Source organism: Dysgonomonas termitidis (genome assembly GCF_042654545.1).
Lineage (GTDB): Bacteria > Bacteroidota > Bacteroidia > Bacteroidales > Dysgonomonadaceae > Dysgonomonas > Dysgonomonas termitidis.
On record NZ_JBHSGN010000121.1, the window covers coordinates 56,320 to 69,569 of the forward strand.

Consider the following 13,250-nt stretch of genomic DNA (forward strand, 5'->3'; position numbering starts at 1 on the left):
TATCCGGTATAATATTGAACATATTTAACGAAAATTGATTCATGATATTAGAATTTGATCAAAATAAAAGCAAGGTTCGCCAGTTGTCAGATGCTATTCGGACAGCTATTTCGAATGGGGAATTCAAGGAAGGCGATACACTTCCCTCTATAAATAAAATAAGTGCAAAGTATAATCTGGCCCGTGATACTGTATATAAAGCGTTTCAGGATCTGAAGGAAAAAGGGATAATCGAATCTGCCCCGACACGGGGATATTTTGTCTCTAACACAGTGAATAATATTTTTGTGCTGCTTGATATATTTGGTCCTTATAAGGAAAATTTCTATAAAGAGCTGACAGCGAATCTTCCACTGAATTATAGGTTGGATTTGTATTTCCATCATTATAATAAACGTTCGTTCAATAATATAATTCAGGATAGTGTTGGGCGATACGACCTTTATCTTATTACCAATCTTCAGAATGATGTTTATTCGGAAGTCCTTGATCGTTTGGATAATACAAAAGTGTTGCTGGTAGACTTAGGAAAGTTCAAGAAAGATAAGTTCTCATATGTATGCCAGGGCTTTGATACGACTTTATATGATTGTCTGACATCAGGTCTGGATAAATTCAGTAAATATAAAGAGATTTGCCTGGTATTTAATGCCAAGTCTGAGCATCCCAAGAGTTGTATTCCTTATTTTGAACAGTTTTGTATGGATAATAATTTTGCTTATAATATTATTACGCGGGATCTGAATTCATTTGATATTGTTCCCGGTACCGCTTATATTGCCGTTCGCCACATAGATATGATTCAGATTGTTAAAACATGTCGCCTGCAGAATTATGAGTTAGGTAGAGATGTCGGCTTGGTGACAATGAACGATGCTCCTATGCTGGAGGTTATTGAAAATGGAATAAGCGTTATTTCCACAAATTTTAAGCAGATGGGTAAAATTGCGGCTGAATATATAAAAACAAGGCAAAAAGTTCAGGTTTATATTCCTACGCAACTGATATTAAGAGGTTCTTTGTAAGAAGAACCTCCATTGTTTAATCTCAACCTCGATATTAAAGTGTCCTTACCATGATACGTGCATATATCTTAATTTTATTTACCAGTTTAATTTTTAATACGAATATATCAGCGGGAAACTATCAACCGGATTTTTCTGTTGCCGGATTCTATTCATTGGAGAAGTCCGGACGGGAAGTTTATGACTTTAATGTTGGCTGGAGGTTTTTTAGAGGTGAAATATCCGGAGCCGAAAAGGCAGACTTTGATGATAGTCGGTGGGATGTGGTATCCACACCGCATACGGTACAGTTGATGCCTTCCGAGGCCAGTGGAAGCCGTAATTACCAGGGAGCAGCATGGTATCGTAAGCATTTTACAATAGATAATTCCTTGGAGGGGAAACTGATTAATATATACTTTGAGGCTGCAATGGGAAAATCCATAGTTTACCTCAATGGTAAAAAAGTAGAAGAGCATCTGGGTGGATATTTGCCTTTTAGTATCGAACTGACTCAGTATGGCGTAAAGCCGGGCGATAAATGTATTATTGCGGTCTTTGTCGATAATTCTGACGATAAGGATTATCCTCCCGGAAAAAAACAAACAACCCTCGATTTTACATATCATGGAGGTATATACCGCGATGTATGGATGATTGCTACATCTAAAGTGCATATTACAGACCCGAATAAAGCGGATAAAATAGCCGGAGGCGGAGTTTTTGTCCAATATGGTGAGATAACAAAGAAGAGAGCGGAGGTTGTAATTTATACTGATATCGCAAATGCTTTAGCATCCAATCAGTCCGTAACTGTAGAGAATCAACTGATAGACCCTTCCGGTAAAATTATAAAAAAGCTGTCTGCCAAAGTAACATTACGAAAAGGAGAAGGAAAACAGATAACTCAGAAGGTTGTTGTTGACAATCCTGTTCTTTGGTACCCCGACAGTCCTTCACTATATAAAGTTGCCACCCGTGTTTTAGCATCTGACGGTACTTCCCTCGATGGAGGAATAACACGGATTGGCATACGGAAAACCGAATTCAGAGGAAAAGATGGTTTTTGGCTTAACGGTGAGTTATCTGACCGGTTAATCGGTGGAAACCGGCATCAGGATTTTGCTTATGTCGGCAATGCGATGCCTAACAGTCAGCATTGGAAAGATGCGAAAAAACTCAGGGATGCAGGTTGCCGTATAATCAGGGTTGCCCATTATCCACAGGACCCTTCGTTTATGGACGCGTGTGACGAATTGGGAATGTTTGTTATCGTAGCAACTCCCGGTTGGCAGTACTGGAATAAAGACCCCAAATTTGCCGGACTGGTTTATGACGATATACGTAATATGATTCGTCGCGACAGGAATCATACATCCGTCTTGATGTGGGAACCTATCTTAAATGAGACCCGTTTCCCATTGGAGTTTTCTTTGAAAGCAAGGGAGATTACGCAAACTGAATATCCGGGTGCAGCCTGCGTGGCCGACCATCATTCGGCAGGTGTTGCAGATAATTATGAGGTGGTGTATGGCTGGCCAAAAGATGCTGGCAATTTTGAGCAATGCATTTTTACCCGCGAATTTGGAGAGAATGTTGATGATTGGTATGCTCATAATACAAATAACAGAGCATCAAGAAGCTGGGGTGAAGGCCCGCTTCTTACGCAGGCTCTTCAACTGGCAATAGCATATGATGAGATGTATCCCGAAGGCAGGCAGTTTATCGGAGGGGCACTCTGGCATCCTTTCGATCATCAGAGAGGCTATCATCCCGATCCGTATTGGGGTGGTATAATGGATGCTTTCCGCCAGCCGAAATATTCATATTATATGTTTAAGAGCCAGGTAAGCGCTTTGTTAAAGCACCCGTTTTCGGAGACAGGGCCGATGGTCTTTATTGCGCATGAAATATCTCCATTTTCAAGTCCAGATGTTACGGTATTTACTAACTGTGACGAGGTAAGGCTAATAATGTATGGGACAGATACCTTAGTACAAAAGGTGGTACGCCGGCAATATGGTATGCCTAATCCTCCTGTTACATTTAAGAATGTGTATGATTTCAATAAAATGAGGATTTATCCATATGTAGAAAAGCAATGGCAGAAAGTCACGTTTGTTGTAGAAGGCCTGATTGATGGTAAGGTGGTTTGCAGTACAAAGAAAATGCCGTCGAGAAGATCCTCTAAATTGAGGCTTTCCCTTGATAATGAAGGACAGGCTTTAATTGCAAATGCATCGGATTTTATTCCTGTAATTTGTGAAGTCACAGATGATGAGGGAAATGTGAGAAGACTGGCAAAAGAGCAGATATTGTTTACAGTGACAGGAGAGGGTGAAATAATCGGAGATGAAATAATCGGAGCAAATCCGCGAGCCGTAGAGTTTGGCTCTGCTCCCGTCCTTATTCGTTCCACACTGAATCCGGGAAAGATTAAAGTTCATGCCCGTGTCTTATTCGAAGGTGAGCATGCCCCGACTCCCGCCTGGATAGAATTTGAAAGTATTGCTCCTAAGCGCCGGCTGGTATATTCGGAAAAACCGCAGGTAAATCAAAGCTCGATTTATTCCGGTACATATAAACGGCAAATGTCGGAAGACGAAAAACGAAAGACGCTGAATGAGGTTGAATTGCAACAAACCGAATTTGGTGAGAAAAAAAGCGAATAAATTAGCATTTAATATAACTGGAATGGTTCTTCGTGAAAGAAGAACCACGCCTCTTTCTACAGACAAAACAATCCTCAACTTAGTGGATTTAAAAAAATATAATATCATGAAGAATAATGAGTATCCCAAAATTGGCATACGTCCGATTATTGACGGACGCAGGAAAGGTATAAGAGAATCGTTGGAAGAAACAACCATGAATATGGCTAAGAATGTAGCCGGATTCTATGCAGAAAATCTTCGTTATCCCGATGGAAGCCGGGTTGAATGTATTATTGCAGATACCTGTATTGGCGGTGTAAAAGAAGCGGCTAACTGTGCCGAAAAGTTCAAAAGGAATAATGTAGGGCTGACTTTGTCGGTAACTCCATGCTGGTGTTATGGTTCCGAAACTATCGATATGGACCCGCTTATCCCGAAAGCGATCTGGGGATTTAACGGGACAGAACGTCCGGGTGCTGTTTATCTTGCAGCTGCGCTGGCAGCGCATAATCAGAAAGGCTTACCTACGTTTGGTATTTACGGGCATGATGTACAGGATTTAGGCGATATGTCTATTCCGGAAGACGTACAGGAAAAGTTATTACGTTTCGCTAAAGCCGGATTGGCTGTCGCTATTATGCGCGGCAAGTCTTATCTGGCAATCGGAAGTGTATCTATGGGGATAGCGGGTTCTATCGTTAATCCTGAATTTTTACAGGAATATTTAGGCTTGCGTTCCGAGTTTGTAGACTCTTCGGAGATTCTCCGCCGTATACAACTCGAAATATATGACAAAGACGAGTATAAAAAGGCCTTGGAATGGACTATAAAAAATTGTGCTGTAAATGAAGGTGATGATTATAATCCTGAACATTTGAAGCGTTCCCGTCAACAAAAAGATAAGGACTGGGAATTTGTTGTCAAAATGACTCTGATTATGAGAGACCTGATGATAGGTAATGATAAACTTCATAAAACAGGCTATTCCGAAGAAGCGATGGGGCATAATGCCATTGCCGGAGGATTTCAGGGACAGCGTCAGTGGACGGACTTTTTACCGAACGGAGATTTTTCGGAGGCAATCCTTAATTCTTCTTTCGACTGGAATGGAATACGTGAGCCATTCGCTTTTGCTACGGAAGATGACCATTTGAATGGTATAAGTATGTTATTTGGTAAATTACTGACGAATACAGCGCAGATATTTGCCGATGTCAGAACATACTGGAGTCCGGCATCTATCCAACGGGTTACAGGCTGGAAGCCGGAAGGCGTATTGGCTGATGGCGCAATTCACCTAATTAACTCGGGTTCTTGTACCTTGGATGGTACAGGTCGTCAAAGCGAAGATGGAAAGCCTGTAATGAAACCTTTCTGGAAGATAAATCAGGAAGAAGTAGATAAGATGCTGGGTGCTACCAAATGGTATCCTGCTTCGCTCGAATACTTCAGGGGAGGAGGCTATTCTTCTAAATTTCTGACCGAACCCGGAATGCCTGTTACTATGTGCAGGATTAATCTTGTGAAAGGTATCGGGCCTGTATTGCAGATCGCGGAAGGGGTGACAGCTACTTTCCCGCAGGAAGTATTCGACAAAATAGATAAACGCACGGATAAGACATGGCCGAGCACATTCTTTATTCCCCGGCTTACCGGAAAAGGTCATTTTAAAGATGTATATTCAGTAATGAATTATTGGGGTGCTAATCATGGCGCTATAAGCTATGGCCACATTGGTGGCGACCTGATATCATTAGCCTCTATGCTTTCAATTCCTGTATGCATGCATAATGTGGACGAGGATAAAATATTCCGTCCATCATCATGGGCTGCATTCGGCTCGGATGCAGAAGGTTCCGATTACAGAGCCTGTGAAGCATACGGCCCCTTATATAAATAGGATAAACCACAGGAAATATTCTCATGAAAGGCAAAAAGATGTACCCCTGGCTGGTCGTAGCGATGTTATGGTTTGTTGCCCTGCTGAACTATATGGACAGGCAGATGCTTTCTACTATGCGTCCTGCTATGATGGAAGATATTTCGGAATTGGTATCGGCAGCTAATTTTGGGCGTTTAATGGCCATATTCTTATGGATATATGCTTTTATGAGCCCGTTATCGGGCATTATTGCCGACCGTCTGAACCGTAAATGGCTTATTGTAGGGAGTTTATTTACATGGTCAGCCGTTACCTTACTGATGGGATACGCAACTTCGTTTGATCAATTGTATATTTTGCGTGCGGTTATGGGGATAAGCGAAGCCTTTTATATTCCTGCGGGATTATCGCTTATTGCTGATTATCATCAGGGGAAAACCCGTTCGCTTGCTGTTGGTTTCCATACTACGGGAGTTTACTTAGGACAGGCATTGGGCGGCTTTGGTGCTGTTGTGGCCGGTAGTTTCTCGTGGCAGATGACATTCCATACATTCGGATTGGTAGGTATTATATATTGTATTGTACTTATATTATTTTTGAAAGAACATAAGGCATATACAATTGAGACGGAAGAAAAGAAATCTGTTAAGAAAGAATTTTCCGCTATGCTTAAAGGCTTGGGAATACTGTTTGGTAATATCTCTTTCTGGGTTATATTATTCTACTTTTCAGCCCCGAGTTTGCCGGGTTGGGCAACCAAAAACTGGCTGCCGACACTATTCTCCACCAGTCTGAATATTGATATGGAACATGTAGGGCCAATGGCTACGATTACCATTGCTATGGCTTCGTTGGTTGGCGTGCTTATCGGTGGGTATTTATCGGATAAATGGGTACAGCGAAATATAAAAGGGCGCATTTATACGGGAGTTATCGGTTTAGTTCTCACATTACCTGCTCTTTTGTTACTGGCTTTCGGTAATAGCCTGGTTATTATTGTTGCCGGAGCCATTTTCTTTGGCTTTGGTTTTGGTATGTTTGATGTAAACAATATGCCGATCCTTTGTCAGTTTGTCTCCCCTCGTTACAGGGCAACAGGTTATGGATTATTGAATTTAGCCGGAATTTCAGCCGGAGCAGTGATAACGAATGTTCTTGGAAAATCGGCCGATGCCGGAAATATGGGGCGTGACTTTGCCCTTTTAGCCATAGTTGTCCTTATTGCGATTATTTTGCAATTGACGATATTGAAGCCTACAGCTATAAATAAAACAGATGATTAAATATTTATTCTATAAAATAAATTGAAAATATAATGAACTCAAATAATCCAATTTTCCAACTGAAGGGAATTGTCCCTCCCATGATAACTCCGTTAACAGATACCGACACGCTGGATGTGAAAGGTGTAAATAATCTGGTAGAGCATCTTATATCGGGAGGAGTAAGCGGTATCTTTATTTTAGGAACTACCGGCGAGGCCCAGCACCTTAGTATCAATATTAAGAAAGAACTCATCAAACATACTTGCCTGGCTGTGAATGGACGCGTGCCTGTACTTGTCGGCATAACAGATACTTCGGTGTATGAAAGTATAAAACTGGCAGAATTTGCTGCTGAATATAAGGCTGCTGCTCTGGTTGCTGCGCCTCCTTATTATTTTGCCCTGGGACAGCCCGAGTTGATTGAATATTATGAGTTGTTAGCTGATAAATGCCCGCTTCCATTGTATTTGTATAACATGCCTTCGCATACCAAAACGATGATAGATCCCGATACGGTTTTGGCTTTATCTAAACATAAAAATATAATCGGATTGAAAGATAGTTCTGCCAATGGCGTATATTTCTGTAAATTACTGACATTGTTCAGAGACCATCCCGAATTCGGGTTATTCGTAGGCCCTGAAGAAATGATGGCTTCTGTGGTATTGCTCGGTGCACACGGAGGTGTTTCGGGGGGTGCGAATGTTTACCCACGGATATTTGTAGATGTGTATAATTCAGCAGCAGAAAAGAATGTAGATAAGACTATTGAATTGCAGGACAAGATGATGGCTGTCAGCAAGGAGTTATATGGCATAGGCCGTTTCGGGTCGAGCTATATCAAAGGTATCAAGACTGCATTGGCACTGAAAGGTATTTGCAGCGATTTTCTGGCTCAGCCTTTTAATTTATTTAAAGACCCTGAAAAGGAGAAGGTTAAGTCTGCTGTCGCTAAGTTGGATAATCTGTTAAAATAGAGAACATTTACGAATGAAAAAAATATTACTGTTTACCATTGTTTTTATTCTGTCCATAGCCTCCAAAGCTGAAACTATTAATATGCGAAGCTTTGGGGCTAAGGCAGATGGTAAAGTGTCCAACACTGCTGTTATTAGGAAGGCGATAGACAAGCTTTCCCAAAACGGCGGAGGTACATTGTTTTTCCCTGCAGGTATATATCTTACAGGGCCTATTGTATTGAAAAGTAATATAACTATCGACATAGAAGCAGGTGCGACGATTAAGTTCACCGATGATATGTCGGAGTATATTCCTTTTGTAGAAATGCGTTATGAAGGTGTGGTGATGAAGAGTTTCTGCCCTTTGTTTTACGCATACGAACAGGAAAATATTGCTATCAAAGGAGAAGGCACCATCGACGGAAACGGGAAAAAGTGGTGGTACGGAACATTTGCTATCGAAGGCGCGCATAAAGACGAAACCTTTAGGAAAGAACTGGAAGGGTACCGGCAAATGTGGGAGAAAGAAAATCCCGGTTTTACAGTTGAAGAAAATTCGGACTGGAAGCGCACATTGGATAAACGTTTTTTTCGTCCGCCATTGATGCAACCTTATAAATGCAAGGGTTTTAAGGTGGAAGGAGTAACAATTATAAATTCCCCGTTCTGGACTATCAACCCCGAATTTTGCGAAAATGTAAGCGTTCTCGGAGTTACTATAAACAATCCGGACGCGCCGAATACAGACGGTATCAACCCGTCGTCATGCCGGAATGTGATAATCGCCAATTGCCATATAACGGTAGGGGATGATTGCATCACATTAAAGTCGGGACGCGATTTGCAGGGACGCCGGTATGCTACTCCTTGCGAAAATATAACAATAACAAACTGTGTCATGCTTGCAGGACATGGAGGTGTTGTTATAGGGAGCGAAATGTCGGGCGATGTGCGTAAAGTGACTATCTCTAACTGTGTATTCGATGGTACGGATAGGGGTATTCGCATGAAATCAACCAGAGGCCGTGGCGGTATTGTCGAGGAAATACGGGTGAGCAATATTGTAATGAAAAATATTCCGGGGGAGGCTATAACACTGAACCTGTTCTATTCAAATGTTCCGGCTGAACCTTTATCAGAGCGGACGCCGATTTTCCGTAATATCCATATATCGGGTCTTACAGGTTCGGATGTGAACATGGCCTGTACTGTTTTGGGAATAGAAGAAGCCCCTATATCAGGCATTACATTCTCTGATATTAATATAGAAGCCAAAACCGGTTTTGAAATAAACAAGGCGGAGAATATAACGCTGGATAATGTCAGAGTTGAGACTGAAATTGGCGCTGCATTCAAAATAAGCGAGTCTTCCAACCTGCGTATCAATAATATTTACAATCCTAAACCATTGCAGGATAAACCTGTACTGGAAGTAACTGATGTGAGGGATATGTTTATTCAGGGATGTTTTCCTGAAACCGGTAGCCGGTCTTTCATAAAACTGGATGGAGGTCTGACTGATAATATCATTTTGAAGAATAACTATTTGGAGCGATTGGCTATGCCTGTCGATAAGGGTGCAGGACTGAATAAGTCGGCGAATATTGTAATGCAATAGTATTTGGGAGATATGAAAAAAGGGTATTATATACTTATATTATGTATTCTGTCTGTCGTTTGCGCTTATGCTCAAAATACACAAACGGCGGATAGTGCCTATTCGCGGCCGCTGATAGATGTGTTGCATGACATTGAAACCCGGTTCGGCATAAAGATAAAGTACGATGCCAGGATGATAGACGGCAAGATACTCAAATATGCCGACTGGAGAATAAAACCGTGGAGCGCGGAGGAATCCCTCATTGCCGTATTGGCTCCTTTCGATTACAAGTTTGTCATGGATAATGGCAAATATAAGGTAAAGGAGTTTGAATATGCCCGCACAACCGAGGCGGAAGGCAAGAAGTTTCTGGATTATCTCGAAACCCTTTATTCTGACAAAGAATCGTGGGAAAAACGCAAGGCTGAATTAAAGGCTTGTTTACCCAAAGCCTTAAGAGTGTCTCCGATGCCAGTGAAGCCTGAGTCGAAAATTATTCTGACACCGAAAAGAAAATACGATGGCTACACAGTTGAAAACTTTGCCATAGAAACCCTTCCCGGAATTTATGTGTGCGGCTCAATCTATAAACCTGCAAAGATAAAAGGTAAATGTCCGGTGATACTCAACCCCAACGGGCATTTTGGAAACGGCCGCTACCGTGAAGACCAGCAAATGCGTTGTGCTATACAAGCCCGTATGGGTGCCATATCGGTAAGTTGGGATTTGTTTGCGTGGGGAGAAAGCCTTCTTCAGTTCGATGGAACATTGCATCGCCTGAGCGCGGCCAATACGATACAAACCATCAATGCAATCAGAATCCTTGATTACTTATTAGCTCTGAAAGAGGCAGATACTTCCAGAGTGGGTATAACCGGCGGCTCTGGCGGGGGTAGTATGACGATGATGATGTCGGCTATCGACGACCGTATAACAGTCAGTATTCCGGTTGTTATGCTGTCCTCTCATTTTGTTGGCGGATGCCCTTGTGAGAGCGGTATGCCTGCTCATCTTTGCGGGGGACGTACCAATAATGCCGAGATTGCCGCTATGTTCGCTCCGAAACCGCAATTGGCATTGACTGACGGGAAAGACTGGTCGAGTTCTGTTCTCGGACTGGAATTGCCATACCTTAAAAAAATCTATGGATTCTACGGAGCAGAAGATAATATAGAGAATGTGCATTTTCCAACCGAAGGACATGATTATGGCCCTTCGAAACGTACGGCTATGTATCGCTTTATTGCTAAGCATTTAGGCTTAAATCATGATATGGCAGATGAATCTAAGGTAACTATTGAGAAAGAACTGCAGATGCACGCATTTGGTGAAAATGGTGAGAAACTGCCGGCAAATGCAATCAAAGGAAAAGAGGCTCTGCTGGAAGTATTGAAAAACGTTGGTGTAATTGATTAATAAGATATTGATGTTGAAAAGAATAATATTGTCATTGTTTATAAGTCTGGCTCTGGTAGCTAATGCCCAGCAAGGCATGAAGTTCTGGTATGATAAACCGGCTTTAGATTGGAACGAGGCTTTGCCGTTAGGTAACGGCAGGCTGGGAGCTATGGTTTTCGGGAATCCCTCTGTCGAGCAATTGCAGCTTAATGAAGAGACCGTTTGGGCCGGTTCGCCCAATAGTAATGCCCATAAGCTGGAAGACGGAGTCCTGGAGAAAGTCCGTAACCTTATCTTTGAAGGAAAATATGTAGAAGCTCAGGATTTGGCTACGGCCAAAATAATGTCGCCTACAAATCACGGGATGCCTTATCAGACGATGGGTGACCTCTTTATCTCTTTTCCGGGGCATAACCGGTATACCGCTTTCTATCGCGATCTGAATATAAGCGATGCTGTTGCCAGTGTCTCATATAAGGTGGGCGACGTAACTTACAGGCGTGAGATCTTCACGTCTTTCACCGATCAGGCTATAATTGTAAGACTGACAGCTGATAAACCGGCAAGTATCACCTGCAATGCTTTTCTGACCACCCCTCAGGAAAAAGTGGAGAGATTCATCGAAGACAACCAGCTTGTATTGACGGGTATTACCCCTGCACATGAAAAGCAGAGCGGAAAAGTACAGCTTGAAACAAGAGTGAAGCCGAAAGTAGAAGGAGGGAAATATACGGTTTCGGATCATATCATATCTGTGGAGAATGCAGATGAAGTTATTCTTTACGTGACTATTGCTACCAATTTCGTCAACTATAAAGACATAACCGGAGATAAGACAGCCAAATGTAAGAAATATATGGAGACAGCTTTTTCGAATGATTACGAGAAAGCAAAAAGTGAACATACCGCGTTCTTTCAGCAATATATGAACCGTATGTCTCTTGATCTGGGGAAAACTGCAGAATCTCAGAAACCGACGGATATACGTATCAGGGACTTCGCGAAGACATTTGACCCTGAACTGGCGGCTCTCTATTTCCAGTTCGGACGCTATCTGCTGATTTCATCTTCCCTGCCGGGTACGCAACCTGCAAATCTTCAGGGAATATGGAACGACCGTTACCTTCCGTCATGGGACAGTAAATACACTTGTAACATCAATGTGGAAATGAACTATTGGCCGGCGGAAGTTACCAATTTGTCCGAAATGCATGAACCGATGCTGCAAATGGTTCGTGAGGTTGCCGAAACGGGCGCGCATACGGCAAAACTGATGTACAATGCCAGAGGTTGGGTAATTCATCATAATACCGATATATGGCGTATTACCGGGCCTGTCGACAGGGCTGCTTCGGGAATGTGGCCGGCAGGAGGTGCATGGGTAAGCCAGCATTTGTGGTACAGGTACGAATATACGGGCGATCTGGATTATCTGAGGTCGGTATATCCGGTGATGAAAGGTGCCGCTATGTTTTTTAACGATTTCCTGATAGAAGAACCGGAGCATGGCTGGCTGGTTGTTTCGCCATCCAATTCCCCTGAAAATACGCATGCCGGAAGTAATGGGAAAGCAACGATTACGGCGGGGTGCACGATGGACAACCAGTTGGTATTCGATTTATTCTCCAATGTAATCAAAGCATCCGAATTGTTAGGTATAGATAAATCATTTGCGGATACATTGAAAATGAAGCGTGAGAAATTGCCGCCGATGCAGATCGGACGACACAATCAGCTTCAGGAATGGCTGTATGACTGGGATTCACCGGACGATAAGCACCGCCATGTATCTCATCTTTACGGACTTTATCCGGGTAATCAAATATCGCCTATTCATACACCTCAGTTATTTGAGGCGGCCAAAAATTCTTTGACCTATCGGGGAGACCCTTCTACGGGTTGGTCTATGGGTTGGAAAGTTTGTCTATGGGCGCGCTTATTGGATGGAAATCATGCCTATACGCTATTGAGAAACCAGTTAGATCTGGTAACTAATGAGAAGAAAAAAGGAGGTACATACAGCAATATGTTCGATGCTCATCCTCCGTTCCAGATAGATGGCAACTTCGGTTGTACGGCAGGTATCGCGGAAATGCTGATGCAAAGCCACGATGGATTCATATACTTTTTGCCGGCGCTGCCTGATGTATGGAAAGACGGTAGTATAAAAGGATTGGTGGCCAGAGGCGGGTTTGTCATCGACATGGATTGGAAAGACGGCAAAGTGAGCAATCTGAAAATTACGTCCCGTTATGGAGGAAACTGCCGTATCCGTATTGCTTCTGTGCTTAAAGGTACAGGGCTGAAAAAGGCAAAAGGAGAGAATGCCAATATCCTGTTTGAAACTCCCAAAGTGAAACCTGCATTAATCTCTGATGAGGCGACATTACATGCTACTCCATTAGATCTCGATAAGGCAACACGCCTGTATGACCTTTCAACAGAAAAGGGAAAGACGTATACTCTCAAAGGAGCTAAATAGTAACCT

General features: G+C 42.6%; 8 protein-coding genes. All 8 read left to right on the top strand.

The genetic code is table 11. The features are described from left to right. Positions 1 to 41 precede the first annotated feature (41 nt). The 8 genes from ACFO6W_RS19955 to ACFO6W_RS19990 all read left to right on the top strand — a co-directional run bounded on the left by ACFO6W_RS19955 (position 42) and on the right by ACFO6W_RS19990 (position 13,244). Positions 42 to 1,025, top strand: a complete 984-nt coding sequence (locus ACFO6W_RS19955) for a GntR family transcriptional regulator (RefSeq protein WP_379999715.1) — start codon at positions 42 to 44, stop codon at positions 1,023 to 1,025. Between the two features lie 50 nt (positions 1,026 to 1,075). After that, entirely contained in the window at positions 1,076 to 3,676 is a 2,601-nt protein-coding gene (locus ACFO6W_RS19960; RefSeq protein ID WP_379999717.1) for a glycoside hydrolase family 2 protein, read from the top strand. A gap of 106 nt (positions 3,677 to 3,782) precedes the next feature. After that, positions 3,783 to 5,558 (top strand): L-fucose isomerase, encoded by a 1,776-nt coding sequence (locus ACFO6W_RS19965; protein WP_379999719.1) that lies wholly within the window; start codon positions 3,783 to 3,785, stop codon positions 5,556 to 5,558. Between the two features lie 23 nt (positions 5,559 to 5,581). Further along, complete coding sequence (locus tag ACFO6W_RS19970; protein WP_379999721.1) at positions 5,582 to 6,823, top strand: MFS transporter; 1,242 nt, start codon at positions 5,582 to 5,584, stop codon at positions 6,821 to 6,823. Positions 6,824 to 6,855: 32 nt separating this feature from the next. After that, positions 6,856 to 7,782 carry a dihydrodipicolinate synthase family protein gene (locus tag ACFO6W_RS19975; protein ID WP_379999723.1) on the top strand — a complete coding sequence of 309 codons (927 nt, stop codon included), beginning with the start codon at positions 6,856 to 6,858 and terminating at the stop codon, positions 7,780 to 7,782. 13 nt (positions 7,783 to 7,795) lie between these two features. After that, complete coding sequence (locus tag ACFO6W_RS19980; protein WP_379999725.1) at positions 7,796 to 9,382, top strand: glycoside hydrolase family 28 protein; 1,587 nt, start codon at positions 7,796 to 7,798, stop codon at positions 9,380 to 9,382. 12 nt (positions 9,383 to 9,394) lie between these two features. Next, the gene (locus ACFO6W_RS19985) at positions 9,395 to 10,780 is read left to right on the top strand and encodes an alpha/beta hydrolase family protein (protein ID WP_379999729.1); all 1,386 of its coding nucleotides are present in this window, start codon (positions 9,395 to 9,397) and stop codon (positions 10,778 to 10,780) included. Positions 10,781 to 10,787: 7 nt separating this feature from the next. Next, entirely contained in the window at positions 10,788 to 13,244 is a 2,457-nt protein-coding gene (locus ACFO6W_RS19990) for a glycoside hydrolase family 95 protein (protein ID WP_380000099.1), read from the top strand. The last annotated feature ends 6 nt before the right edge of the window (positions 13,245 to 13,250 follow it).